This is a genomic window from Pseudomonas sp. NFACC16-2 (assembly GCF_900119205.1).
Lineage (GTDB): Bacteria > Pseudomonadota > Gammaproteobacteria > Pseudomonadales > Pseudomonadaceae > Aquipseudomonas > Aquipseudomonas fluorescens_Q.
In genome coordinates this window covers 44,548-71,192 of the sequence record NZ_FPIX01000017.1, presented here as the reverse complement: position 1 = coordinate 71,192, position 26,645 = coordinate 44,548, and the positions used below count along the sequence as shown (strand labels likewise).

The following is a 26,645-nucleotide window of genomic DNA, read 5'->3' as shown; positions in this document are numbered from 1 at the left end:
ATGACTACTGATGCAGTGCAAACCATTATCCCGACGCAGGACGTCACCGAGCGTCCGGCCCCACGTGCCAAGGTAGAGGCCGGCGTCAAGCTGCGCGGCGCCGAGAAGGTTGCACGCATCCCGGTCAAGATCATTCCGACCACCGAATTGCCGAAGAAGCCTGACTGGATTCGCGTGCGCATCCCGGTGTCCCCGGAAGTCGACCGTATCAAGGCCCTGCTGCGCAAGCACAAGCTGCACAGCGTCTGCGAAGAAGCCTCCTGCCCGAACCTGGGCGAGTGCTTCTCCGGCGGCACCGCCACGTTCATGATCATGGGCGATATCTGCACCCGTCGCTGCCCATTCTGTGACGTTGGCCACGGCCGTCCGAAGCCATTGGACACCAACGAGCCGGAAAGCCTGGCCATCGCCATCGCCGACCTGAAGCTCAAGTACGTGGTCATCACCTCGGTGGACCGTGACGACCTGCGTGACGGCGGTGCCCAGCACTTCGCCGACTGCATCCGCGAGATCCGCAAACTGTCGCCGAATGTCCAGCTGGAAACCCTGGTGCCCGATTACCGTGGCCGCATGGACATCGCCCTGGAAATCACCGCCGCCGAGCCACCGGATGTGTTCAACCACAACCTGGAAACCGTACCGCGCCTGTACAAGGCCGCGCGTCCGGGTTCGGATTACCAGTGGTCGTTGACCTTGCTGCAACGCTTCAAGCAGATGATGCCGCACATTCCGACCAAGTCCGGCTTGATGCTGGGCCTGGGTGAGACTGATGAGGAAGTCATCGAGGTCATGAAGCGCATGCGTGAGCATGACATCGATATGTTGACCTTGGGGCAGTACTTGCAGCCTTCGCGTAGTCACCTGCCGGTGCAGCGTTTTGTGCATCCGGATACCTTTGCCTGGTTTGCTGAGGAAGGGTACAAGATGGGCTTCAAGAACGTGGCTTCGGGGCCGTTGGTGCGGTCTTCGTATCATGCGGATGAGCAGGCTAAGTTGGTCAAGGCTGAGCTGCTCGGATCCTGATTTTTTAGCGTTGGTTTTTGGGGTGGTGTGCATATCCGTTTTTGCGTAACGGCGGCTTATGGTTCCGCTCTTACAGCGGGTCACTTTTGAAGAGCGCAAAAGTAACCAAAACGCTCTTGCCCCACCACTCGGCACCTCGCTTAGGCTCGGTGTGCCCTCACTCCGGCATTGCTCCGTGGGCCGCCGCGAAGGGCCATCCATGGCCCAGCGCGGCTACCTCGGCATCCATGCCGAGGTGCCCACTGCGCAATACCTGCGTTCGGCCATCGTGGTTAACGGGGCGCCCCAGATCAAAAGCTGCGCGAGGCGGCCTTATAGCCGGCCTGGCTTAGAGTGAACGCGTTTCTTCTGTGGGAGCGGGCTTGCTCGGGAAAGCGGAGGATAGGTTTGTGGTGATGTTGGCTGTGCCGATGCATCGCGAGCAAGGTTTTGTGTCGTGTGCAGATGCTGTGATCACCCGCTCCCACAGGTTTTTGCACCTACCCAGATATTGCGAACACCGCAAAGCCCTGTGGGAGCGAGCTTGCTCGCGATAGCGGTGCTTCAGTTACACAGATGCTGGATGTGCCGCGCTTTGCTTTGCTTTGCTTTGCTTTGCTTTGCTTTGCTTTGCTTTGCTTTGCTTTGGATCTTGATCTTGATCTTGATCTTGATCTTGGCGCCCCGTTAAACCACGCTGGCCGAACGCAGGCATTGCGTAGTGGGCATCCCGGCATGGATGCCGGGTTAGCCGCGCTGGGCCATGGATGGCCCTTCGCGGCGGCCCACGGAGCAATGCCGGAGTGAGGGCATGCCGAGCCTAGGCGAGGCACCGAGTGGTGGGGCAAAGCGTTTTTGGTTACTTTTGGCGCTTTTCCAAAAGTGACCCGCTGTAAGAGCGGAACCATAAGTAGCCGTTACACAAGAAACGGATATACACACAAGCCGACAAAGCGGGAAACGCATGGACCTAACCCCACATCACCCCGTCCCAGCTCTCCCATCCGAAGGCCTGATCGCCGTGATCGCCCCCGCCGGTCCCGCCCCCCTGGACACGGAAAAAGCCATCCAATGGATGCGCGCCCGAGGTCATGAACTGCGAATCCTCCCAGGCGTCTACGAAAAGAACGGCTACCTCGCCGGCAGCGACGAAATACGCCTCAACGACCTGCACACCGCCTTCGCCGACCCAGAAGTCACCGCGATCATCTGCCTACGGGGCGGCTACGGCACACCACGCCTGCTGGACCGCATCGACTTCGACCTCCTGCGACGCAACCCCAAGCCATTCGTAGGCTACAGCGACATCACCGCCCTGCACCTGGCCATCAGCCGCTACGCAGGCTTCGTCACCTTCCACGGCCCGCTGCTCAACGCCGATCTGCTGGGCGACAAGGAACCCCCAACCGTCACCTCGTTTTTCAGCCTGCTGCGTGGCCAGTTGAAGGCCGGCAGCGTGCTAAGCCATCCGGCAACGTATCCATTGACCACCGTTGAACCGGGCATCGCCCACGGTCGTCTGCTGGGGGGCAATCTGTCGATGATTGCCGCGACCATGGGCACGCCTTATCAGATCGAGGCCGACGGGGTAATCCTGTTCATCGAAGACATCAACGAGCCGCTGTATCGCATCGACCGGTTGCTGACTCAGCTTCGATTGGCCGGCACGTTGCACAAACTACGCGGTGTGTTGGTAGGGGATGTGGCCGGGGTCGATGTCGAGACGTTGAATAGGTTGCTCAAGCAGACCTTCGAGCCATTGCGTATCCCGGTGCTGTCCGGCTGGCGCAGCGGGCACTGCGATCCGAACCTGACCTTGCCCATGGGGGCGTTGGTGAGATTGGATGCGGGGGAGAAGAAGTTGGTGCTGGAGCAGGATGTGGTGGTCAGTCGCTAGTCATGTAGCGCTTGGGAGTCAGCCATCGCGAGCAAAGCTTGCTCGCGATAGCGGTAGCCGCCATACGGCAATTCAGCGGTTACGCAATGCCTCCAGCAACTGCTGCGTCGGATACCCATCCGCCGGCCAGCCGAACGACTGCTGGGCGCTGCGGATGGCCTTGCGGGTGTTGGCGCCGATGATGCCGTCGGGGTTGCCCGCGTCGTAGTTGTGCTTGCCCAGCAGGGTTTGCAGCTCGATGCGTTCGCTGCGGCTCAGGGGCAGATCCTCCTTGGGCCACTGGCCATAGACCAGTCCGCCGTCGGTAAAGCGCTTTGATAACAACCCGACCGCCAAGGCATAGGACGACGAGTTGTTGTACTTGAGGATGGCGCGGAAGTTATCGAAGATCAGGAACGCCGGGCCGCGATGGCCGGCCGGCAGGAGCAGAGACGCCGAGAGCTGTTTGTCATCCGGGGTTATTGGCAGGCCGCCATATTCTGAAACCCCCAGTCGCTCCCATTCAGCAACAGGCTTGCGGATCGTGCCATCGGCCAGTGTGTAGTCGAAGCCCTCTGGGAGATCGACCTCGAACCCCCATGGCTGGCCACGCTGCCAGCCGGAGCTTTGCAGGTAATGGGCGGTCGAGGCCAGGGCGTCGGTGGAGCTGCCCCAGATGTCGCGGCGACCGTCGCCGTCGAAATCCACTGCATGGGTGTTGTACGTGGTGGGAATGAACTGGGTCTGGCCCATGGCGCCGGCCCAGGAACCGAGCATTTTTTCCGGTGTGATATCGCCCTGTTGCAGGATTTGCAGCGCGGCGATCAGTTGCGCATGGGCAAAACCCGGGCGCCGTCCTTCGTAGGCCAAGGTCGCCAGGGAATTGATCACCGACTTGCTACCCTGGAACTGGCCAAAGTTGCTCTCCATGCCCCACACCGCCACCAGCGCCTCGCGATCGACGCCATAACGCTGCTCGATGCTTTGCAGGACCTGGGCGTTCTGCTGGATCAGGCTCTTGCCTTTGTTGACCCGCAGAGGCGATAGCGCGCCATCGAGGTATTCCCACACGGGACGGGTGAATTCCGGCTGGCTGCGATCGGCCTTGATCACGCTCATGTCCGGGCTGACGCCGACAAACGCACGATCGAACAGGTCGCCACGGATCCCGGCGGCCAGTGCCTCCTTGCGAAACCCTGCCTGCCATTGCGCGAAGGTCTGGGTGGGCGCAATGGCCAGGTCTTCACCGGTCGGCACCAGCGGCGGGACGATGGCCGGAGCGGTCACGGCGGGGGCTGTCTGGAGCGGTTGGGCGTCGGCGGCAGTAGGTTTTTCGGCGCAGGCGACAAGCAGGGCAACGCTGGCGGCAACAATCATCTGGCGCAGTGGCCAACGATGGGAAAGACAGAAGGGCATGCACGGGTCCAGAAATACAAATCAGGTGCTGACCTTATCACGCGAAAGGGGTGTAGGGCTTGTCCGGGTGTTTCAAGCTGCCACAAAGCAAGAAGCCTCCCAGTTGTCAGACTGGAAGGCTTCGCGGCGGTAGCTGCCTTTGCCCTTGGCGGGTCGTTCCTGGCGGCTGCGGAACAGGGGCTGGGCGATGATGGATTTGGCCTTGTTGGGGCCATGCCTGGATGGCTTTTTGCTCATGATGGTGTCTCTCGTGGGGTGGGTTTTGCGGGGCAAATCATGGGGCAGAGTTAGCGGGCTGTCCAGTCCCTGCATTGTGCAGGAAGTGTCGTTCGGACGGACACACATCGTGTAGTGAGAGATTATCTGTGGCGAGGGGATTTATCCCCGCTGGGGCGCGAAGCGTCCCCCTTCATACTGCCTGACACTGCGCAGTGCCGGGTTTTAGGGCTGCTTCGCAGCCCAGCGGGGATAAATCCCCTCGCCACAGATATGCAGCGTGCTCTTGCTGTGTGTTTACTCGGCAGGCAGGGGCAATCGTTGACCGGCCATCAACAGCGACAAGCGACTGAGGCTCATCCACGGTGAGCCGGCGGCCTGGCCCTTGATCTGCGCGTCGATGCGCTGGGCTTCGAGGAGCAATTGCGCCCAGCGTGGTGCCGAGTAGCGTTGCAGGGCCTTGCTCATCAGCGGTTTGCGTTTGTCCCACACCGGTGGGCGGGCCTGGCTGAAGGCTTTGTCCAGTGGGACGCCCTGGCTGTATTGCAGGGACAGGTTGGCCAGCAGGCGTAATTCCCGGGCCAGGGCCCAGAGGATCACCGGCGGCTCGACGCCTTCGCCCCGCAGGCCTTCGAGCATGCGCAGGGCATGGGCGGCCTCACCGTTGAGGATCGCATCGGTCAGCCCGAAGACATCGAAGCGCGCACTGTCGGCCACGGCGGCTTGCACCGTTTCCACGGTGATCTGTCCGCCCTCGGCCATCAGCTTGAGCTTTTCGATTTCCTGGGCAGCGGCCAGCAGGTTGCCTTCGACCCGGGCGGCAATCAGCTCCACTGCGTCCTGGCTGGCCGAGAGGCCGGCCTGGGACAGGCGCTGGCGGATCCAGCTCGGCAACTGGCTGACATCCACCGGCCAGATTTGCACGAACTGGGTCTGCGGGCCTTCGACCAGAGCCTTGCCCCATTTGGTCTTTTGCGCGCTGCCGTCGAGTTTCGGCAAGCTGATGAGCAGCACGGTGTCCTCGGCCGGGCGAGAGCAATATTCGATCAGCGCAGCGGCGCCTTTGTCACCGGGTTTGCCAGACGGCAAACGCAGCTCCAGTAGGCGTTTTTCGGCGAACAACGACATGCTCGCCCCGGCCTGCAGCAGCGTGCCCCAGTCGAAACTGGCGTCGGCGGCAAATACCTGGCGCTCGTCGAAACCTTGCTGGCGTGCAGCGGCGCGGATGGCGTCGGCGGCTTCCTGGCACAACAGTGGGTCATCGCCACTGATGATGTAGACCGGCGCGAGGGCGCCTTGCAGGTGTTTACCGAGTTGGGCGGGAGCGAGCTTCATAAGAGAAGGCGAGCGGGGCGCCGGAGCGCCCCGCAAGGCTTATTCAGCCGGGATCTGCATCGGCGACTGTTGCGGGGTTTCCGCTTCAGCCTTGCGTGCCGCTTCCAGCGCATCGGCTTCGGCCTTGGCGCGGGCGTTGGCGGTCTGTTGCAGTTGCTCCAGCTGGGCCGGGCTCAGCTGTTGCAGGCGCAGCATCATGCGTTGTACGAGGTCACGACGCATTTCATCGCGCACTTCGCTCGACTCCTGGTCGGAACCAGTGATGTTGTTGCCATCATGCAGGTAGACCTTCTGCACTTGCAGCTTGTCGTCCAGCAGTACCAGGTCGTTCTGGCCGCGGATCTCATAGCTCAGCACGTTGTTCAGTTCGTACTCGGCGGAACGACCGGCACCGGCATAGCTCAGGCTGCGCTGGCTCTGCTGTTCACGGGCCAGTACCAGCTTGTACGGGGCCCCGCTGTAGACTTTCACGCCACTGTTTTCCAGGGTGTCGCGCAGCAGTTTCACGGTGTCGCCATAGGCGTCCCGTGCGCTGAGGTCCAGTTCCGTGATGGCCAGCTCGGTGGTGCCGGTGCCGCGCAGTTGGAAGCCGCAGGCGCTCAACAGGACCGCCAGGCCCACTACCAGCAGATTACGTTTGATCATCTTGTTGCTCCCCTTGAACCCTATGGGGGTCGACCATGCGACCCCGCAGGTTGTATTCGGCGCCAGGCTTGAGCCTCGCGCCCGATCCAATTAGCTTGCGACGATGTTGACCAGCTTGCCGGGCACGACGATCACTTTGCGAATGGTCAGGCCATCGACGAAGCGCAGCACGTTTTCATTGGCCCGCGCGGCGGCTTCAACTTCTTCGCGCGTTGCCGCAGCCGGCATTTCGATCTGGCCGCGCAGCTTGCCGTTGACCTGGATAACCAGGGTCAGGCTGTCCTGCACCAGCGCGGTTTCGTCCACCACCGGCCAGCGCGCATCAATCACCGGGTCGGCGTGACCCAGTCGATTCCACAGCTCGTGGCTGATGTGTGGGGTGATCGGCGCCAGCAGCAACGTCACGGCTTCCAGGCCTTCGTGAACCAGTGCGCGATCCTGCTCGGTGCCTTGCGCGGCTTTTTCCAGCACGTTCATCAGCGTCATCACCTGGGCGATGGCGGTGTTGAATTTGTGGTTCTGGCCGACGTCATGGCTGGCCTGCTTGATGGCCAGGTGAATCGAGCGACGGACGGCTTTCTGCTCGTCGTTCAGGCTGGCGACGTCCAGCCTGCCCGGCAGGCCCTGGGTGACGTGGGCTTGGGCCAGGCGCCAGACGCGCTTGAGGAAACGGTGCGAACCCTCGACGCCCGAATCGGACCACTCTGCGCTCATGTCAGGTGGCGAGGCGAACATCATGAACAGGCGGCAGGTGTCCGCGCCGAACTGGTCGATCATCGACTGTGGGTCGACGCCGTTGTTCTTCGACTTGGCCATTTTCTCGGTGCCGCCGATTTCCACCGGCAGGCCGTCGGCGATCAGCTTGGCGCTGATGACCTTGGCTTTGCTGTCGCGTTCGAGTTCGACGTCGCTCGGGTTGAACCAGGTGTAGGCACCGTTGGCTTCGCGACGATAGTAAGTCTCGGCGATCACCATGCCTTGGGTCAGCAGGTTCTTGAACGGCTCGTTGGAGCTCACCAGGCCTTCGTCACGCATCAGCTTGTGGAAGAAGCGTGCGTAGAGCAGGTGGAGAATGGCGTGTTCGATGCCGCCGATGTACTGGTCCACTGGCAACCAGTGGTCAGCCGCGGATTTTTCCACCAGGCCGCCTTGATAGTGCGGCGAGGCGTAGCGCGCGTAGTACCAGGAAGACTCGACGAAGGTGTCCATGGTGTCGGTTTCACGCTTGGCCGGTGCACCGCATTTCGGGCAGTTGCACTCATAGAACTCGGGCATGCGCGCCAGGGGCGAACCGGCGCCGTCGGGTACGACGTCTTCCGGCAGGACCACGGGCAGTTGATCTTCCGGCACCGGTACGTCGCCGCAGGTGTCGCAGTGCACGATCGGGATCGGGCAGCCCCAGTAGCGCTGGCGGCTGATGCCCCAGTCCCGCAGGCGGAATTGGGTGCGCGAGGCGCCGAGGTTCTTCTTGATCAGGGCGACTTCGATGGCATCGAATGCACCCGCGAAGTCCAGGCCGTCGAACTCACCGGAGTTGATCAGCTCGCCGTGTTCGCCATAGGCGTCCTGCCAAGGTGCCGGGGTCTGGTCGCCGGTGCTGGTGCGCACCACGGTCTTGACCGGCAGGTTGTACTTGTGGGCGAATTCGAAATCGCGCTCGTCGTGGGCCGGCACCGCCATGACAGCGCCGTCGCCATAGTGCATCAGTACGTAGTTGGCAACCCATACCGGCAGTTTCTCGCCGGTGAGCGGGTGCTCGACGAACAGCGAGGTTGGCAGGCCTTTCTTCTCTTGGGTGGCGACGTCGGCTTCGGCGACGCTGCCACCCTTGCATTCGGCGATGAACGCCTGCAGCTCAGGGTTGTTCCGGGCCGCCAGGGTGGCCAGCGGATGTTCGGCGGCCACGGCCACATAGGTGGCGCCCATCAGGGTGTCCGGGCGGGTGGTGAAGACTTTCAGGGTGCCGGCTTCGCCAATGGAGGCGACGTCGTAGGGGAACTGCACTTCCATGCCCCGGGACTTGCCGATCCAGTTGCGCTGCATGGTCTTGACCTGCTCGGGCCAGCCGGTCAGCTCGTCGAGACTCTCCAGGAGCTCATCCGCGTAGGCGGTGATCTTGAAGTAGTACATCGGGATTTCGCGCTTTTCGATCAGCGCGCCGGAGCGCCAGCCGCGACCGTCGATCACTTGTTCGTTGGCCAACACGGTCTGGTCCACCGGGTCCCAGTTCACGGTGCCGTTCTTGCGGTAGATCACGCCTTTTTCGAACAGGCGGGTGAACAGCCATTGCTCCCAGCGGTAGTAGTCGGGCTTGCAGGTGGTGACCTCGCGGGACCAATCCACCGCCAGGCCCAGGCTGCGCAGCTGGGTCTTCATGTAGGCGATGTTTTCGTAGGTCCACTTGGCGGGGGCTACGTTGTTCTTCATCGCGGCGTTTTCCGCCGGCATGCCGAAGGCGTCCCAACCCATGGGTTGCAGGACGTTCTTGCCTTGCATGCGCTGGTAGCGGGAGATCACGTCGCCGATGGTGTAGTTGCGCACGTGCCCCATGTGTAGCTTGCCGCTGGGGTAAGGGAACATCGACAGGCAGTAGTAAGTCTCCTTGCCTGGCTGTTCACTGACTTCAAAGGACTTTTGCTCGTCCCAGAACGACTGGGCGGCGGCTTCGATTTCACGGGGCTGGTAGTGTTCGTGCATGGCTACTTTTGTACTGAATGGGGTGGCCCAATCCTCTTCGCTGCCATGCTGGACGCAGACGACGCCGAATGCGGCGTTTTCGATGCCCAGCCAAGCTGGAAGTGGAGTTACAGGAAGCGCCGTAGCATACATGACCGCACTCTGCCGAGGGAAACCCTGATTGCTGCCGAACCACCGCCGAGGCATTGCCGATCATCGGCGATGACCCGTGTTCAGGGCCGTTGGTCGCGGCGCACTGCCGGTTTGCCCAGCGAAGCTAAGCTTCTCAATGGGGAGTGAGTCTTATCTTCAATGAGGTGAGGGATGGTTGAATCACAACGAAAAGTCGCTACACCTGAGTTGTACGAAAAACTGATCGATCGTCTCGGGGTGGCCCTGGACGCTGCAAGAACCGCCGGTCGCTTGCGTGATGAGCGCCCGGTAGAGCTGGAACTGCGAGGCTTGAGCCCCGCAGAGTTCGAACTGGTCAAGGCTTACCTTGAACAGGCCGGACATAACCCCCCCACCAGTGGGGCCCAGGTACTCAAGCGTCTCGAAGCGCCCCGTTCGGCCAAGGTTGTGTGGCTCAAGGACCGGACGCCTGATAAGGATGCAGTAAAGATCCGGTCGCTGCAGTTCAAGTAAAGCCGGATTCACGCGTGTCGCTTTTTTTGGTTCAAGGCTTTTTCGAATCTGTTGTCGCTTTGCGTCAACCCCCTTAGGCTTCGGGCATCTATGGAGATGCCCGATGCCCTTTCGCTATTTCATCAAACAACTTCTATTGCCGCCCGGCATTCTTCTGCTGCTGTTGGCGCTCGCCTGGTGGTGGCGCCATTCTCGGCCGCGCCTGGCCCGCCTGTGTTTCGCCGTGGGCCTGGGCGGTTTCTGGTTGATGAGCCTGCCGGTGGTGGTGCAGTGGAGCGCCAAGGCATTGGAGCGTGAGCCGCCGCTGCTGCGCAGTGAATGGGCGACCCTGGCCCAGCGTGCCGACGCCATCGTGGTGCTGGGTTCCGGTCGCGAGCGCGGTGACCTGGCCTGGGGTTCCGACCAGCCCACCGGTGTCGGCCTCGAACGCCAGCGTTATGCGGCGCGACTGGCCAAGGCGTCGGGCTTGCCCGTGCTGACCACTGGCGGCTTGCACTACGGCACCCCACCCAGCGAGGCCAAGTTGATGGCCGACTCGATGCTGGAGGATTTTGGCGTCAACGTGCGTTGGCAGGAAGGACGTAGCCGCACCACCTGGGAAAACGCCCAGATGAGCGCCGAGATCCTGTTGCCGGAAGGCATCAAGCGGGTTGTGGTGGTGACCCAGGCGTGGCACATGCCGCGGTCGGTCTGGAGTTTCGAGCGGTCGGGATTTGAAGTGGTGCCGGCGCCTGTCGGCTTCCTGGGCCCGGACAATGCCCGGCCACTGGGTGGCTGGATGCCGGAGTTCAAGTCGATCTGGCAGTCCGGGCAGTTGATGAATGAGGCGATGGGGTTGTTGGGGTATTGGTTGTTCTATCGCTGAACGGCTTTGTGGTGAATTGTTATTTGTGGCGAGGGGATTTATCCCCGCTGGGCTGCGAAGCAGCCCCAGAATAGAACTGACACTGTGGTGTGCCAGACAGTTTGAATGGGGGGCGCTTCGCGCCCCAGCGGGGATAAATCCCCTCGCCACAGGGGGGGCAGAGGCCTTAAACGGTCTTGGCCATCCGGCTTGCCATCAACGCCCAGCCCAACAGCGACAGGCACAAAATGATCAGCGGCCATGAGCGCCATTGCAGGTACGGCGTCAGGTCGTGCATCGGCACCACTTCGCCGTACAGGATGCCACGCTCGAATTGCGGGATCTGTGCGGTGATCTGGCCGAAGGGGTTGATCAGCCCGGTGACGCCGTTGTTGGTGGCGCGGATCATCCAGCGACCGGCTTCCAGGGCGCGCATCTGGGCCATTTGCAGGTGTTGCAACGGGCCGATCGAGGTGCCGAACCAGGTGTCGTTGCTGATGGTCAGCAACAGGTCGCTGCGCGCTGACAAGCTGGCGGCAAATTCCGGATAGACCACTTCATAGCAGATGAACGGCGCGATCTGGTAACCCTTGGCTTGCAGCAGTGGCTGGTCGGCCGGGCCCCGGGCGAAGTCCGACATGGGCAGGTCGAAGAAGGCGATCAGGCCGCGCAGGATGTCCTGTAGTGGCACGTATTCGCCAAACGGCACGAGCTTTTGCTTCAAGTAAGTACCGTCGCCTTCGCCGGTCACGGTGATGCCGTTGAAATAGCGCTTCTCGTGGCGCACCAGTTGGCGAATCGGCACACCGGTAATCAACGCCGAATGCCGCTCGGCGGCGAAGCTGCCCATCATGTCCAGATAACCCTGGGCAGATTCCTTGAGCACCGGTACTGCGGTTTCCGGCCAGATCAACAGGTCGACGCGCTTGGACGCAAAGCTCATGTCGCGGTACAGCGCCAACTGCGCGTTGAGCTGCTCGGGGTCCCACTTCATGCTTTGTTCGATGTTGCCCTGGATCGCCGCGACGCTCAGCGGGTCGCCCGAAGGACTGGTCCAGGCATGGCCCTTGAGGGCCAGGCCGGCCACCCATGGGCCGATCAGCAGCATCACGCCCGCGGCGATAAAGCCCTTGCGTCCGGTGCGGATCAACCGGGGCGCGTTGTACTGCAGCGCGGCGGTCAAGGCCAGGGTGAAGGAGATCAGCCACATCCCGCCCAGCGGCGCGAGGCCGGCCAGCGGGCCGTTGAGCTGGCTGTAGCCGGAGTACAGCCAGGGGAACCCGGTGAGGAACCAGCCGCGGAAAGCTTCCTGGCCCAACCACAGCGCGGCGAACGCCAGGGCATCGGCCAGCGGCGCCTCGTTGCGGCGCAACCAGCGTGCCCACAGCCAGGCGGGCAGGGCGAAGAACCAGGCGATGGCGGCGATGAACAGCAACATCAACAACCCGGCGAGCAGCACCGAGGCGCCGCCGAAGTTGTGGATGCTGACGTAGATCCAACTGGTACCGGCACCAAACAGGCCAAAACCGAAACACCAGCCTCGGCCCAGGGCCTGGCGTGGCGAGAGCTCGCGCAGCCCGGCGTAGAACAAGCCGACCGCCAGCAATGCCAGCGGCCAGAGGTCGAACGGCGCCAAGGCCAGGGTAGTGATCGCACCGGCCGCCATGGCCAGCAGGTTACCGGGCCAGCCGGGGCGGGTTATCCAGCGCATTTTTGTCCTTAGCGGGTCTCGCAGGGGTTATCGGCCAATGGGCGACAGGCGCAGCAAGTGAATCCGACGGCTGTCGGCATTCAGGATGCGGAAGCGCCAGGAGCCGATTTCCGTGGTTTCGTTGCGCTTGGGCAGATGCCCGAACGCACTCATCACCAGGCCGCCGACGGTGTCGAACTCATCGTCGGAGAATTGGCTGTCGAAGAATTCGTTGAAGTTCTCGATCGGCGTCAGAGCCTTGATCAGGAAGTCGCCGCTGGGCAGGGGCTTGATGTAGCTGTCTTCCTCGACGTCGTGCTCGTCCTCGATGTCGCCGACGATCTGCTCGAGGACGTCTTCGATGGTGACCAGGCCGGCCACGCCGCCGTATTCGTCGATGACGATGGCCATGTGGTTGTGGTTGGCGCGAAATTCACGCAGCAGCACGTTCAGGCGCTTGGACTCGGGCACGAAGGTGGCCGGGCGCAACAGGTCCTTGATGTTGAAGCTGTCGCCGTTTTCCTGAAGGATCAGCGGCAGCAGGTCCTTGGCCAGCAGCACGCCCATGACGTCGTCATGGCTCTCGCCGACGACTGGGTAGCGCGAGTGAGCGGAGTCGACCACGGCGGGCAAAAATTCGCGAGGGGTCTGGGTCGCCTTGATGCTGACCATCTGCGAGCGCGGGACCATGATGTCCCGGACTTGCAGGTCAGCGACCTGGATGGCGCCTTCGACGATGGCCAGCGCTTCGCTGTCCAGCAGTTTGTTCTGGTGTGCGTCGCGCAGCAGCTCCAGCAGCTCCTGGCGGTTTTTCGGCTCATGGGCAAAAGCCTGGGTGAGCTTGCCCAGCCATGACTTCTGCCCGTTGCTCGATCGATCTTCGCTCATAGCGATTACTCTGAATCCTTTGTCGTTACAGGTTGATGTATCAGTGTTCGTCGCCGGCGTAGGGGTCGGGATGACCCAGCTCTGCAAGCAACGTTCGTTCCAGTGCTTCCATTTCTTCGGCTTCGTCATCTTCTATGTGGTCGTAACCCAGCAGATGCAAGCAGCCGTGAATGACCAGGTGGGCCCAGTGGGCCTCGGGGGTCTTGTCTTGTTCGGCTGCTTCACGCTCCACCACCGGGACGCAGATCACCAGATCGCCCAGCAGTGGGATGTCGAGCAGTTCGTCGGGTACGTCGGCGGGGAACGACAGCACGTTGGTGGCGTAGTCTTTCTGCCGCCAGGTGTGGTTCAGTTCACGGCCTTCGGGCTCGTCCACCAGGCGGATCGTCAGCTCCGAGTCGGCGCTGCGCTGGCGCAGGGCCAGTTCGCACCATTGGCGGAACTGGGCTTCGCTGGGGGCGGCGTGTTTGCAGGCCACTTGCAGGTCGAGTTCAAGCATTGTGGCGATTGCCTTTGCCTTCAGGCGCATCGTCGGCCTCGCGATGCTCGAAGCGCTCGTAGGCTTCGACAATGCGCTGGACCAACGGATGACGCACCACGTCCTTGGGCATGAAGTGCGTGAAACTGATGCCCGGCACGTCCTTGAGCACCTGGATCACATGGTTCAGCCCGGACTTGGTGCCGCGGGGCAGGTCGACCTGGGTGATGTCCCCGGTGATGACGGCGGTGGAGCCGAAGCCGATGCGGGTCAGGAACATTTTCATCTGCTCGACCGTGGTGTTCTGGCTTTCGTCGAGGATGATGAAGCTGTTGTTCAGGGTCCGACCACGCATGTAGGCCAGCGGCGCGACCTCGATGACCTGGCGCTCGATCAGCTTGGCGACGTATTCGAAGCCGAGCATTTCATACAGCGCGTCATAGAGCGGGCGTAGGTACGGGTCGATTTTCTGGGCCAGGTCGCCGGGCAGGAAGCCGAGTTTTTCACCGGCTTCGACCGCCGGTCGCACCAGCAGGATACGCCGCACCTGTTCACGTTCCAGCGCATCGACGGCGCAGGCCACGGCCAGGTAGGTCTTGCCGGTACCGGCCGGGCCGATGCCGAAATTGATGTCGTTGCCCAGGATTTCCTTCACGTAGCGCTGCTGATTCAAGCCGCGCGGGCGAATCATGCCTTTTTTCGTGCGCAGGGCCACGGCAGGTTCCGACGGGGCATGGTTGTCGAGTTCTTCGACAGCCGACTCCTGCAGGAACAGGTGGACCGTATCCGGCGACAGCTCGCTCCCCTTGGTTTCCCGGTAGAGACGGCGCAGCAGGTTTTCCGCGGAGGTGGTGTGCTTGGGTTCGCCGATCAGTTCGAACTGGTTTCCGCGATTGCGGATCTCGATGGCCAGGCGCTGTTCGATCAAGCGCAGGTGCTCGTCGAATTGCCCGCACAGATTGGCGAAGCGGCGAGCCTCAAAGGGCTCGAGAATAAAGCGATGTGGTTCGATGGGTGCGTTCAAGGTCGTTTTTAGCCGCCCGGGGGCAATTAAGGTGAAATCAAGGATAACGCCAGTAGGCTGGGTGCGAAAGCTCTTAAACAGGCGAATCTGATCACAGGGCTTGGCACGGCCACTGTGGGAGCGAGCTTGCTCGCGATGGGGCCCTCACATTCAACATTGATATTGACTGTCGCACCGCTATCGCGAGCAAGCTCGCTCCCACAGGAAGTGTGGGGTTACTGGATCAGTGAACCGCGCAGGGAGTGCGGTTGCGCGGCGTCGATGTGCACGTCGGCGAACTGGCCGATCAGGGCCGGGGTGTCGCAGCGGAAGTTGACGATGCGGTTGTTTTCGGTTCGGCCTTGCAACTCGCCCGGGTCCTTTTTCGAGTAATCGGTCACCAGAATCCGCTGGACGGAGCCGACCATTTGTCGGCTGATCTCGAAACCTTGCTGGTTGAGGCGATGTTGCAATGCGTTGAGCCGTTCCTTTTTCAGTTCTTCGGGGGTGTCGTCCGCCAGGTCGGCCGCCGGAGTGCCAGGGCGCTGGCTGTAGACGAAGGAATAGGAGAAGTCGAAGCCCACGTCTTCGATCAGTTTCATGGTCTGCTGGAAGTCTTTCTCGGTTTCGCCAGGGAAGCCGACGATAAAGTCCGAGCTGATGCAGATCCCCGGCACCGCCGCGCGCAACTTGCGCAGCTTGGATTTGTACTCCAGTGCGGTGTGGTTGCGTTTCATGGCCGCCAGGATCCGGTCGGAGCCCGATTGCACCGGCAGGTGCAGGTGCTTGACCAGTTCAGGGACTTCGGCGTGGGCCTGGATCAGGCTGTCGGAGAACTCCAGCGGATGAGACGTGGTGTAGCGGATGCGGTCGATGCCATCCACTGCCGCCACGACGCGGATCAGTTCGGCGAGATCCGCCAGGCGCCCGTCATGGGTCAGGCCGCGATAGCCGTTGACGTTCTGTCCCAGCAGGGTCACTTCGCGCACGCCGTGTTCCGCCAGGTGGATGATTTCGGCGATCACGTCGTCGAACGGCCGGCTGACTTCTTCGCCGCGGGTGTAGGGCACCACGCAGAACGTGCAGTACTTGCTGCAACCTTCCATCACCGACACGTAGGCACTTGGGCCGTCGATGCGCGGTTCGGGCAGGTGGTCGAATTTTTCGATTTCCGGGAACGAGACGTCCACTTGCGGCAGCTTGGTGCTGCGCGCGGCGTCGATCATCTCCGGCAGGCGGTGCAAGGTCTGCGGGCCAAAGACCACGTCCACGTACGGCGCGCGATCACGAATGGCCGCGCCTTCCTGGCTGGCCACGCAACCGCCCACGGCGATGACCATTTCCGGGTTGGCCAACTTCAGTTCGCGCCAGCGGCCGAGCTGGGAATACACCCGGTCCTGGGCGCGTTCGCGAATCGAGCAGGTGTTTAGCAGGATCACGTCCGCGTCTTCAGCGCGGCCGGTGACTTCCAGGGCCTGGTGTTCACCCAGCAGATCGACCATGCGCGAGCTGTCGTACTCGTTCATCTGGCAACCGTGGGTTTCGATGTAAAGCTTCTTGGCCATGGACGGGATCATCACGTGATTCAAAGAACCGCGCATTATAGGGAACAAGTCCTTGGGTTCCTACCGCTATGCGAGCAGTGGCTATGCTATAGTTCGCGCCCTCATTTTTACCCGCCGATGTGTTTCGCCAGCCATGACCAAACGTGAAGCTCCAATCTACAAGGTGATTTTCCTCAACCAGGGCCAGGTGTTCGAAATGTACGCCAAGCAGATCTATCAAAGTGATCTGTGGGGTTTCCTGGAAGTGGAAGAATTCGTCTTTGGCGAGCGCACGCAAGTGGTCGTCGATCCGAGCGAGGAAAAGCTCAAGGCGCAGTTCGAAGGCGTGGTGCGCAGCTTCGTGCCGATGCATTCGATCGTGCGCATCGACGAAGTCGAACGCCTGGGCACCCCGAAAATCAGCGAAGCCCGCGGCGCGGTCGGCAATGTGATGCCGTTTCCGATGCCGATGCCTGAGAAGTAACCCTCGGCTCTTGGCAACATGAGTCTCTAAGGTCGGGCACAGTCCTTGCGGCGAGGGGATTTATCCTCGCTGGGGCGCGAAGCGACCCTAAAACCTGACACTGCGGTATTGGAGCTCGATTGAGTTGACGGATTTGGGGCCGCTTCGCAGCCCAGCGGGGATAAATCCCCTCGCCACAGGGGGTCGCAGTGAACTTAGGGCAGTGGCGAGAAGGGCGTACGCCCATCGGCGTTTTGCAATTCCATCAGGTACTTGCGAAAGATCTGCCCCAGCACCTGGGTGGCCACTTCCAACTCGTCACGGGGCATTTGCTCGGCGACTTCGTCGGCAGTGTCCAGGGCTTCTTCGGCGCCGTTGACCGCGGCCATCTTCAGGACGATATAGGCCTGGACGTTGTTGGCTGGCACGCCTTCGCCATGGAAGAACATGCCGCCGAGCTTGAATTGCGCCTGGGCATGGCCTTGCAGCGAGGCTTTTTCGAAGTAGTCGAGGGCTTTCTTGAGGTCGCGCGGCGCAGCCTTGCCTTCGTAGTAGAACTCGCCCAACTCGTATTGCGCTTGTGCATCACCTGCGTCCGCCGCTTTTTGACAGGCGTCGAGTGCCGGTGCGAGATCTTGTGGCTGGGTATTGAGCGTGCAACGGCCCAGCGCCGGGATCAACAACGAGTTACCGCCTGCCTGTGCATTCGCGAGCAGGGGCTGAAGGAGCAACAGGCAGCCCAAGGCAAGGGTGCGGCCGGTGCGGTTCATGGGAATCGACTTACCTCTGAGGGGCGCGCGGACCCTCCGGGGGATCCAATAAGCGCGCATTATGAAATAAGCAGGGCCATCCTTACAAAGTCTTTACTCGTTTTTCTGCTGCGAGGGAATGCTAATAGCTCCTTCGGGCATAAATACGTAGGAAAAAGGCGGGAGGTTGTCAGCAATCGCTGACGCCAGCTTCAGCCGGCGTCAGTTATCCACAGGCTTACTTCAGTGCCGCGAAGGCCCGTTCGGCCGCATTGAGGGTGATCTTCAGCTCGGTCTCGCCATGGGCGATGGAAGTGAAACCGGCTTCGAATGCGCTCGGGGCCAGGTACACGCCGCCGTCGAGCATCAGGTGGAAGAAGCGTTTGAAGCGGTCGGCGTCGCTGGCCATCACGTCTTCGAAGGTGACGATGTCATCGGCACCGCTGAAATACAGGCCGAACATGCCTCCGGCCTGGGTGGTCACGAACGGAATGCCGGCCGCGTCGGCGCGGACCTGCAAACCGTCGAGCAGGCGGGTGGTGTAGTCGGTCAGTTCGGCGTGGAAGCCCGGGCGGCTGATCAGGCGCAGCGTGGTCAGGCCGGCGGCCATGGCCAGTGGGTTGCCCGACAAGGTGCCGGCCTGGTAGACCGGGCCCAGCGGCGCGATGCATTCCATGATCTTGCGCTTGCCGCCGAAGCAGCCCACCGGCATGCCGCCGCCGATGATCTTGCCGAAGGTGCTCAGGTCCGGCGTGACGCCGTAATGGGCCTGGGCGCCGCCGAGGGCCACGCGGAAACCGGTCATCACTTCATCGAAAATCAACACCACGCCATGCTGGTCGCACAGGCTGCGCAGGCCTTCGAGGAAACCCGGTGCCGGCGGCACGCAGTTCATGTTGCCGGCCACTGGCTCGACGATGATGCACGCCACTTCCTGGCCGACTTCGCCGAGCATCTTCTCGACTTCTTCGAGGTCGTTGAATGGCAGGGTCAGGGTGTGTTTGGCGAACGCTGCCGGTACGCCTGCCGAGCTCGGCACGCCCTGGGTCAATGCGCCAGAACCGGCCTTGACCAGCAGGCTGTCGGAGTGGCCGTGGTAGCAGCCTTCGAACTTGATGATGCTGTCGCGGCCGGTAAAACCCCGCGCCAGGCGGATCGCGCTCATGGTCGCTTCGGTGCCGGAGCTGACCATGCGCACCATTTCCATCGACGGCACGATCGAGCAGACCAGGTCGGCCATCTCGGTTTCCATTGCGGTCGGGGCGCCGTAGGAGAGGCCGTGTACCAGTTGCTTGCGCACCGCATCCAGCACGTCCGGATGGCTGTGGCCGAGGATCATCGGGCCCCAGGAGCCGACGTAATCCACATAGCGCTTGTCGTCTTCGTCGGTGACGTACGCGCCTTCGGCGTGCTTGAAGAACAGTGGGGTGCCGCCGACGCTCTTGAACGCACGAACGGGCGAGTTCACGCCGCCGGGGATGTGTTTCTGGGCATTGGCAAACAGGGTTTCGGAACGGGACATGGTTGGGCTCTCGAAAACGGAAAATAGACTATTTGATCTGCAGCAGCTCATTGAAGGCGCGGGCGCGGCGCGTCACTTCAGTGGTGCTGTCGGCGCCGAACAGGCCGTGGACCACCGCCAGCAGGTCGACCCCGTGGGCCACCAGCGGGGCGGCATTGTCCAGGGTGATGCCGCCAATGGCGCACACCGGGATATGCAATTTGAGGTGCGCCTGTGCGAGCAGTTCAAGGTTTGCGCTGGGGGCGCCGGGCTTGGTGTTGGAATTGAAGAAACGCCCGAACGCGACATAACTGGCGCCTTCGCTGGCGGCCTGTTCGGCCAGTGCCAGGCTGGCGTGGCAAGTGGCACCGATGATCGCCTTGTGCCCGAGCAGTGCCCGCACTGGCGCCAACGGGCCATCGGTCTGGCCCAGGTGCACACCGACGCCCAGGCGCGCAGCCAGTTCGGCGTCGTCGTTGATGATCAACTGGGTCTTGTAGCGTTCGCACAGGTTGCGCAGTGCTTCGGCTTCCCGCAGGCGACGGGCCTCGTCGCTGCTTTTATCGCGGTATTGCAGCAGGGTGACGCCGCCTTCCAGTGCCGCTTCGACATAAGCGAGGAACTTGCCGGCCAGCAATTGGCTATCGGTGATGGCGTAAAGGCCACGTAATTTCATTCCACAGGCCTCCGGTGCTACGAGCAGAAATCCAGCGGCAGGCGACGCGGTACGAACTGGCCTTTGCCCAGTTGTTCGGCATCGCGCAAGGTGCGCCAGGTGTAATCCAGTGCGGTCTTGACGGCGCTGGCGAGCTGTTCGCCCTGGGCCAGTCGACCGGCCAGGGCGCTGGCCAGGGTACAGCCGGAACCGTGGTAACTGCCGGGCAGACGCTGGCAGGTAAAGGTTTCGCGCCCGCCGTCACGGCTGTACAGGCGATTATGGACTTCATGTTCGTCGCCGTGACCACCGGTGATCAACAGGTGTTTGACGAAGGGCAGCAGTTTTTCCGCGCATTCGTCGGCGCTGCCCTCGGGCAGTTCGGCGAGGATGCGTGCTTCAGGCAGGTTGGGGGTGGCGATGATGGCCAGGGGCAGCAGGCGTTCGCGCATGGCGTAGCCGACTTCATCCTTGCCCAGTCGCCCGCCACCGCCGGCGCGCAGCACCGGGTCGCAGACCATCGGCAGGTGCGGGTGCGCCTGGAGCAGTTCGACCACCGTGTCGACCATTTCCAGTGAGCCAAGCATCCCCAGCTTGACCGCTGCCACCTGGGCATCGTTGAGCACGGCATTGGCTTGTGCCAGTACCCACTCTCGGTCGAGCACTCGGAAATCGCTGACGTTGACGGTGTCTTGCACGGTCAACGCGGTAACGGCAGGGGCGGCATGGCAACCCTGGGCGAGCAGGGCTTCGATATCTGCCTGCAAGCCGGCGCCACCACTGGGATCGTGGCCGGAGAGGCAGAGGACAACGGGGCGAGAGCTGTAGATATTCATGGTGGGCGAGCTTACCACCAAACCCTTTCGATCGGCGCACGCCTGTAGTAGGTGAAGCTGCTATAGGCAGGATTTATTTGTGGTGAGGGGATTTATCCCCGCTGGGCTGCGAAGCGGCCCCAATACCCATCGCCTCGGTATATCAGACAGTTTGAATGGGGGCGCTTCGCACCCCAGCGGGGATAAATCCCCTCGCCACAGAACCCTGGGCCTGATCAAACAAACGAGAGCCTGGCTCCCGGGTCGTATTGCAATCTGACCAAAGCAACAGCTCTATCTCAATGCTTCGCGCTGGAACGCCCGTCCTAGAGCCTTCTGTAGGAAAGATTTCAATGGTGCAAATTGGCCATCAACGGCTATGCTACAGATGGATCCAACTCATAACAGGTAATGCCGGTTTTACGTCTACTCAGGGAATGGGGGGCTTCCTGACTCAACCGGACAGGCCACGCTGGGGCTTAAATGCGCTATTTGCTGATGTTGCTGCTGTGCTTGTCCCCTCTGGCAAGCGCCCTTGAATTCGGTGAGTTCACCCAAAGCCTGCCCTTGGGCCATGCCCTGCAGGTGTTCGAAGATGCGGGCGGCACGGCCTCCATCGACGATGTCTTGGCCCAGGCTGCCGCCGGTGCTTTCAAAACCCACGACCAAGCCACGCTGAACGCCGGTTACTCGCGATCAGCCTTCTGGTTGAAAATCGACCTGCACTACCGTCCTGTCAATCCGGACGCCCAGCGTACCTGGCTGCTGGAGCTGGCGTACCCGCCGCTGGACCACCTCGACTTGTATTTGCCCGATGCGTCGGGGGGCTATCGCCTGGTTCGCCAGACCGGTGATGCATTGCCGTTCGCCAGCCGCGAGATCCGCCAGAACAACTATCTATTCAGCCTGGCTTTCAAACCCGAACAACAGCAGACCCTGTACCTGCGCCTGCAAAGCCAGGGTTCGATCCAGGCGCCGCTGACGCTGTGGTCGAGCACCGCTTACCTCGAACAACAGCCAGTGCGCTTGTATGTACTGGGGATCATCTATGGCGTGCTGCTGGGGATGCTGGTCTACAACCTGTTCATTTACCTGAGCGTGCGCGACACCAGCTACCTCTATTACATCTTCTATATTGCCTCGTTCGGCCTGTACCAGTTGTCGGTCAACGGTGCCGCCGTGGAGTATTTCTGGCCGGACAACCCCTGGTGGGCCAACGCCGCGACGCCGTTCTTCATTGGCTGCGCGGGCCTGTTTGGCAGCCAGTTCGCCCGCAGTTTCCTGCAAACCGCCCAGCACAGTCGTTGGCTGGACCGCTTGCTGCTGGCGCTGATCGCCTACAGCGCTGTGGTGGTCGGCCTGTCGCTGATGACCAGTTATGCCCTGGCGCTGCGCCTGGCGACGGTGTTGGCGCTGCTGTTCACGGTGGCGATCTTTGCTGCCGGGTTGTTTGCCTGGTGGCGTGGCCTGCGGGTGGCGCGTTATTTCATCATTGCCTGGTCGGCGTTTCTGCTGGGGGGCATTGTCAATACGTTGATGGTGCTCGGTTACCTGCCAAACGTCTTTTTGACCATGTACGCCAGCCAGATCGGCTCGGCCATCGAAGTAGCGCTGTTGTCCCTGGCCCTGGCCGACCGTATCAATGCCATGCGCGAGCAGCAGGCACAGACCCTGTTGGACGCCGGGCAGAAACTCGAAGTGCTCAACCAGCAACTGGCCCACGGCAACAAGCTCAAGGATGAATTCCTCGCCACCCTGACCCATGAACTGCGCACGCCGATGAATGGCGTGATCGGTTCCCTTGAGCTGATGGAAACCGTCGAGATGGACGAGGAACTGACCCAGTATCAACAGACCGCCGCTGGTTCGGCGCGGGACATGATGCGCATGGTCAATGGCATCCTCACCCTGACCGAGTTGCAGGCCGGCAAGCTCAAGGTCTATCCGGCACCGTTCAGCCTGCGTGGGGTGGTCGATGCGCTGCAGGTGCAGTTCGGCGCCAATGCGGCGGCCAAGGGCCTGGATTTCAAGGTCGACGTGGCCCCTGGCCTGGCGGACCGGTTGCTTGGCGACAGTGGCAAACTGGCCCAGAGCCTGGAATGCCTGCTGGACAACGCCATCAAGTTCACCCGGGTTGGCGGCCTGACCCTGCGAGTCAGCGGCAGGCCGACGGCGCTTGATCGGCTGGTGCTGTCCTTTGCTGTCATCGACACCGGAATCGGTTTTACCGACCTGGGGGAAGCGACCTTGTACCAGCGCTTCTTCCAACTCGACGGCTCGATGACCCGCGAATACGGCGGTCTTGGCGTGGGCCTGGCCATTTGCCGGCAGTTGGTGGAACTGCTGGGCGGACGCCTGACCCACACCTCCGAACCCGGTCGTGGCAGCCGTTTCCAGTTGGATGTGGAGTTTGACGTGGCCTTGCCAGCGGTGGTCCCGACGCCGTTTTCCTTCGGTGGCCGCCAAGGCTCGCGTGTGCCGCAGGATTGCACGGTGCTACTGGCCGATGACAACAGCATCGATCAGTTGGTCATGCGCGGCATGTTGCTCAAGCTCGGTTATCGGGTGCGCACCGCCGACAGTGGCCGCGCCGCGCTGGATCTGCTGCACGGCGAGCGCTTTGATGCGGTGCTGCTCGACTGTCAGTTGCCGCCGCTGGACGGCGTGTCGCTCTGCTGCCAGATCCACACCTTGCCCGGCTGCGAGGAACTGCCGGTACTGGTGGTCAGCCCGAATGTGGCGCGCGAATGCTGTCCCTTGGGCGCTCAGATCGATTACCTGAACAAACCCGTGAAATTCGAGGCACTGCAGGCGATGCTCCAGCGCCGGGTGCTTTGCCCGAGACAGGGTGAAAGCGCCGACATTTAGGCGGATATGACACTTTGTCCGGCTTGGAGGTGGTGCTTAACTGAATCCCTGCCCGATCGAGGAGCCCTGTCATGAACCTGCACCAGTTCGCTGAAACCCACGACGTCACCAACCAACCGCCGTCCCTGGATGGCGCCAACCTGTACCGCATCGACCTGCCGCTGCAGCAGTGGTCGCAGTACTTTGGGGCGGGCTGGGCGCAGGCGCGGATCGATGCGTATGGGGCGCTGGCCGGCGGGCCGTTGATGGAAGCGGGCTTCCTGGCCAACCAGAACAAGCCGGTGTTCTCCAGCCATGACCGCTACGGTCATCGCATCGACCTGGTGGAGTTCCATCCTGCTTATCATCAGTTGATGCGCACCGCCGTCGAGCATGGCCTGCCGAGTTTGCCTTGGTCCCATCCACAGCCCGGCGCCCATGTCGCCCGTGCGTCGATGACCTATCTGCACAGCCAGGCCGAAGCCGGTACGGGTTGCCCGTTGACCATGACCTTCGCCAGCGTGCCGGCGCTGCGCCTGCAACCGGATCTGGCCGAGCGCTGGTTGCCGAAGGTGCTCGCCACCGAGTACGACCCGCGCAACGTCGGCATGGCCCACAAGGCCGGGGTGACCCTGGGCATGGCGATGACCGAAAAGCAGGGCGGCACCGATGTGCGGGCCAACACCACCAAAGCCTATCCGGTGGGCGCCAGCGGCCCGGGCCAGGCCTATGAACTGGTGGGCCACAAATGGTTCTGTTCGGCGCCGATGTGCGATGCCTTCCTCACTTTGGCCCAGACCGACAAGGGCCTGACCTGTTTCCTGCTGCCGCGCCATCGCCCCGACGACACCCGCAATCAGTTTTACATCCAGCGGCTGAAGAACAAGCTGGGTAATTGCTCCAATGCCTCCAGCGAAGTCGAGTTCCGTGGTGCACTGGCCTGGATGGTCGGTGAAGAAGGCCGCGGCGTGCCGACGATCATCGAGATGGTGGCCATGACCCGCTTCGATTGCATGGTCGGCTCCAGCGCCCTGATGCGCCAGGCGTTGACCCAGGCCAGTCATCACTGCGCGCACCGCAAGGTCGGCGGCAAGCTGTTGAGCGAGCAGCCGCTGATGCAAAACGTCCTCGCCGACCTGGCGCTGGAAAGTGAGTCGGCATTGGCCTTGAGCCTGCGCATGGGACGGGCGCTGGACCACTTGAGTGACGAGCACGAGGCCAAGTTCGCCCGGCTGGTGACAGCGGTGGGCAAGTACTGGATCTGCAAGCGCGCCCCCGCGATGATCAACGAAGCCGCCGAATGCATGGGCGGTGCCGGCTACGTCGAAGACAGCATCCTGCCGCGTCTGTACCGGGAGGCGCCGGTCAATTCGACATGGGAGGGTTCCGGCAACGTGCAATGCCTGGATGTGCTGCGCGCCTTGTCCAAGGAGCCCGGCGTGCTGGAGGTATTGTTCAGCGAATTGGGCGACGGCCACGGCGACAAGCGCCTGGCCGGCCATATCGACCGCTTGCAGGCCGCGTTCAAGGACTCCGACGACATCCAGTACCGCGCCCGGCAATTGACCGAAGACATCGCCGTGGGCCTGCAAGCCAAGCTGTTGCTCGAGGCGGGGAACAGCGCTGTCAGCGATGCCTTCATCGCCAGTCGCCTCGGCTCGGCTAGCCGGGTGTACGGCGCCTTGCCTCGGGGCTTGAATGTCGAAGCGATCGTGACGCGCTCCACCCCACACGGCTTCTAGACACAACACATACCCCTGTGGGAGCGCGCTCCCACAGGGAATCGATCGAGTCCATTACGCCACTGTTCCCGTCGGGCGGCGATGCAGGCAAGATGAAGGCCTGCAAGTCAGAACACAGGAAGCTGATCGTGACCGAAGCGTTTATTGTCGTTCAAACCGCCGAACAAGCCGTGGATCGTCTGGCGGCCCTGCACGAGCGTGCGACCACCGCGTTGAACCAGGCGCTGATGCGTTATCTCAAGGATCGCGTCGAGCCGGATGCCGAGCAGCGTGCGTTGTTTCGCTATCCCGCCTTGCGCCTGACCTATCACTGCCACGGCGAAGTCCCGCAAACCACCCGCGCTTACGCCAAGGTCCAGCTGCCCGGCACCTACAGTGTCACCGTGACCCATCCCGGCGCCTTCCGTAAATACTTGCTGGAACAGCTGGTCCCGCTGATGCACGACTTTACCGTCACCGTGGAAGTGGGCGTCAGCGAGCAGAACATTCCGTACCCGTACGTGGTGGAGCAGGGCGACGAACTGGCCGGCTCCGGCGTGACCGCCGCCGTGCTGGCACGAGTTTTCCCCAGCACCGACCTGTCGGCCGCCACCGATGGCATTGCCGACGGCCTCTATGATTGGGAAAACACCGACCCGCTGCCCTTGGCGCTGTTCGACGCGGCGCGGGTGGATTTTTCCCTGCGCCGGCTGGTGCACTACACCGGCAGCGACTGGCGCCATGTGCAGCCGTGGATCCTGCTGACCAACTACCACCGCTATGTCGACCAGTTCATCGTCCATGGCCTGGAGCAACTGCGCAGCGACCCGCGCTTTGTGCGCATGGTCCTGCCGGGCAACGTGATCATCGACAAGAACATGGACCATAGCGAAGCATCGGCCATTGCCGCCGGTGTGGTCTGGCACCGCTACCAGATGCCGGCCTATCACCTGCAGGCCAACGATGGCCATGGCGTGACCCTGGTGAACATCGGCGTCGGCCCGTCCAACGCCAAGAACATCACCGACCACCTGGCCGTGCTGCGCCCGCATTGCTGGCTGATGATCGGCCACTGCGGCGGGCTGCGGCAGTCCCAGACCATTGGCGACTACGTGCTGGCCCACGCCTACATGCGTCGCGATGGCATTCTCGACCGTGTGGTGCCGCCGAACATTCCGATTCCGGCCCTGGCCGAAGTGCAGATGGCCTTGCAGCAAGCGGCGGCCAACGTCACTGGCGAAAAGGGCGACGAGCTGAAGAAGCGCCTGCGCACCGGCACCGTGCTGACCTACGACGACCGTAACTGGGAATTGCGCTGGGCCCAGGAGCGTCCGTTGATCAACCTGTCCCGCGCCGTGGCGGTGGACATGGAAAGCGGCACCATCGCCGCCCAGGGTTATCGCTTGCGTGTGCCCTATGGCACGTTGCTGTGTGTTTCGGACAAGCCGCTGCACAGCGAAATCAAGCTGCCGGGCTCGGCCAACGCGTTCTATGAGCGGGCGGTCAACCAGCACCTGAAGATTGGCATCGCGGCGTTGGACCTGTTGCGCACCGAACTCAACTCGTTGCATTCGCGCAAGCTGCGCAGCTTCGACGAGCCGCCGTTCCGTTGATACGGCGGTGGTTATTTAGCGGT

22 protein-coding genes are annotated in these 26,645 nt (G+C 62.2%); 8 read left to right on the top strand and 14 right to left on the bottom strand.

Annotated elements, in window-relative coordinates:
* Complete coding sequence (gene lipA / locus BT116_RS15815; RefSeq protein WP_003205886.1) at positions 1–1,023, top strand: lipoyl synthase; 1,023 nt, start codon at positions 1–3, stop codon at positions 1,021–1,023.
* A gap of 943 nt (positions 1,024–1,966) precedes the next feature.
* Positions 1,967–2,899, top strand: a complete 933-nt coding sequence (locus tag BT116_RS15805) for a S66 peptidase family protein (protein WP_072345414.1) — start codon at positions 1,967–1,969, stop codon at positions 2,897–2,899.
* A 72-nt stretch (positions 2,900–2,971) separates the two neighbouring features.
* Here the strand turns inward: BT116_RS15805 and BT116_RS15800 are convergent, their stop codons facing one another.
* The 5 genes from BT116_RS15800 to leuS all read right to left on the bottom strand — a co-directional run bounded on the left by BT116_RS15800 (position 2,972) and on the right by leuS (position 9,187).
* Positions 2,972–4,294 (bottom strand): lytic murein transglycosylase, encoded by a 1,323-nt coding sequence (locus BT116_RS15800; protein ID WP_072345413.1) that lies wholly within the window; start codon positions 4,292–4,294, stop codon positions 2,972–2,974.
* A 72-nt stretch (positions 4,295–4,366) separates the two neighbouring features.
* A complete protein-coding gene (arfA, locus tag BT116_RS15795) occupies positions 4,367–4,531 on the bottom strand; it encodes an alternative ribosome rescue factor ArfA (RefSeq protein ID WP_072345410.1) in 165 nt (54 codons plus the stop codon).
* A 276-nt stretch (positions 4,532–4,807) separates the two neighbouring features.
* Positions 4,808–5,845, bottom strand: a complete 1,038-nt coding sequence (holA, locus tag BT116_RS15790) for a DNA polymerase III subunit delta (protein WP_072345408.1) — start codon at positions 5,843–5,845, stop codon at positions 4,808–4,810.
* A gap of 39 nt (positions 5,846–5,884) precedes the next feature.
* Positions 5,885–6,490: an LPS-assembly lipoprotein LptE gene (gene lptE / locus BT116_RS15785; RefSeq protein WP_063324236.1), complete on the bottom strand. Its 606-nt coding sequence runs from the start codon at positions 6,488–6,490 to the stop codon at positions 5,885–5,887.
* Between the two features lie 90 nt (positions 6,491–6,580).
* A complete protein-coding gene (gene leuS / locus BT116_RS15780) occupies positions 6,581–9,187 on the bottom strand; it encodes a leucine--tRNA ligase (RefSeq protein WP_072345406.1) in 2,607 nt (868 codons plus the stop codon).
* Between the two features lie 303 nt (positions 9,188–9,490).
* Here leuS and BT116_RS15775 point away from each other — a divergent pair, with 303 nt between their 5' ends.
* Complete coding sequence (locus BT116_RS15775) at positions 9,491–9,811, top strand: hypothetical protein (RefSeq protein WP_063324238.1); 321 nt, start codon at positions 9,491–9,493, stop codon at positions 9,809–9,811.
* 103 nt (positions 9,812–9,914) lie between these two features.
* Positions 9,915–10,676, top strand: a complete 762-nt coding sequence (locus tag BT116_RS15770) for a YdcF family protein (protein WP_063324239.1) — start codon at positions 9,915–9,917, stop codon at positions 10,674–10,676.
* Between the two features lie 166 nt (positions 10,677–10,842).
* Here the strand turns inward: BT116_RS15770 and lnt are convergent, their stop codons facing one another.
* From lnt to miaB, 5 genes are all read right to left on the bottom strand, one after another.
* A complete protein-coding gene (lnt, locus tag BT116_RS15765) occupies positions 10,843–12,366 on the bottom strand; it encodes an apolipoprotein N-acyltransferase (protein ID WP_072345404.1) in 1,524 nt (507 codons plus the stop codon).
* A gap of 27 nt (positions 12,367–12,393) precedes the next feature.
* Positions 12,394–13,233 (bottom strand): HlyC/CorC family transporter, encoded by an 840-nt coding sequence (locus BT116_RS15760; protein WP_003205870.1) that lies wholly within the window; start codon positions 13,231–13,233, stop codon positions 12,394–12,396.
* A gap of 40 nt (positions 13,234–13,273) precedes the next feature.
* The gene (ybeY, locus tag BT116_RS15755; protein ID WP_072345401.1) at positions 13,274–13,732 is read right to left on the bottom strand and encodes an rRNA maturation RNase YbeY; all 459 of its coding nucleotides are present in this window, start codon (positions 13,730–13,732) and stop codon (positions 13,274–13,276) included.
* Complete coding sequence (locus BT116_RS15750) at positions 13,725–14,735, bottom strand: PhoH family protein (protein ID WP_063324241.1); 1,011 nt, start codon at positions 14,733–14,735, stop codon at positions 13,725–13,727. Before BT116_RS15750 ends, ybeY begins: the two co-directional genes overlap by 8 nt.
* A 215-nt stretch (positions 14,736–14,950) precedes the next feature.
* Positions 14,951–16,279 carry a tRNA (N6-isopentenyl adenosine(37)-C2)-methylthiotransferase MiaB gene (miaB, locus tag BT116_RS15745; RefSeq protein WP_170845972.1) on the bottom strand — a complete coding sequence of 443 codons (1,329 nt, stop codon included), beginning with the start codon at positions 16,277–16,279 and terminating at the stop codon, positions 14,951–14,953.
* Positions 16,280–16,412: 133 nt separating this feature from the next.
* On the opposite strand from miaB, the gene BT116_RS15740 reads away from it, so the two are divergent.
* Entirely contained in the window at positions 16,413–16,742 is a 330-nt protein-coding gene (locus BT116_RS15740) for a DUF1820 family protein (RefSeq protein ID WP_003185742.1), read from the top strand.
* Between the two features lie 194 nt (positions 16,743–16,936).
* On the opposite strand, the gene BT116_RS15735 is transcribed toward BT116_RS15740, so the two are convergent.
* The 4 genes from BT116_RS15735 to BT116_RS15720 all read right to left on the bottom strand — a co-directional run bounded on the left by BT116_RS15735 (position 16,937) and on the right by BT116_RS15720 (position 20,462).
* Positions 16,937–17,491, bottom strand: coding sequence for a tetratricopeptide repeat protein (locus BT116_RS15735; protein WP_003205863.1), 555 nt, complete (start codon positions 17,489–17,491; stop codon positions 16,937–16,939).
* Positions 17,492–17,708: 217 nt separating this feature from the next.
* The gene (gene hemL, locus BT116_RS15730) at positions 17,709–18,992 is read right to left on the bottom strand and encodes a glutamate-1-semialdehyde 2,1-aminomutase (RefSeq protein WP_072345397.1); all 1,284 of its coding nucleotides are present in this window, start codon (positions 18,990–18,992) and stop codon (positions 17,709–17,711) included.
* 28 nt (positions 18,993–19,020) lie between these two features.
* Positions 19,021–19,647: a thiamine phosphate synthase gene (thiE, locus tag BT116_RS15725; protein WP_063324243.1), complete on the bottom strand. Its 627-nt coding sequence runs from the start codon at positions 19,645–19,647 to the stop codon at positions 19,021–19,023.
* Between the two features lie 17 nt (positions 19,648–19,664).
* Complete coding sequence (locus BT116_RS15720) at positions 19,665–20,462, bottom strand: hydroxymethylpyrimidine/phosphomethylpyrimidine kinase (protein ID WP_003205858.1); 798 nt, start codon at positions 20,460–20,462, stop codon at positions 19,665–19,667.
* A 462-nt stretch (positions 20,463–20,924) separates the two neighbouring features.
* On the opposite strand from BT116_RS15720, the gene BT116_RS15715 reads away from it, so the two are divergent.
* The 3 genes from BT116_RS15715 to amn all read left to right on the top strand — a co-directional run bounded on the left by BT116_RS15715 (position 20,925) and on the right by amn (position 26,622).
* Positions 20,925–23,309 (top strand): hybrid sensor histidine kinase/response regulator, encoded by a 2,385-nt coding sequence (locus BT116_RS15715; RefSeq protein ID WP_072345395.1) that lies wholly within the window; start codon positions 20,925–20,927, stop codon positions 23,307–23,309.
* Between the two features lie 71 nt (positions 23,310–23,380).
* Complete coding sequence (locus tag BT116_RS15710; protein WP_072345393.1) at positions 23,381–25,030, top strand: acyl-CoA dehydrogenase family protein; 1,650 nt, start codon at positions 23,381–23,383, stop codon at positions 25,028–25,030.
* 92 nt (positions 25,031–25,122) lie between these two features.
* Entirely contained in the window at positions 25,123–26,622 is a 1,500-nt protein-coding gene (amn, locus tag BT116_RS15705; protein WP_170845973.1) for an AMP nucleosidase, read from the top strand.
* Positions 26,623–26,645 lie beyond the last annotated feature (23 nt).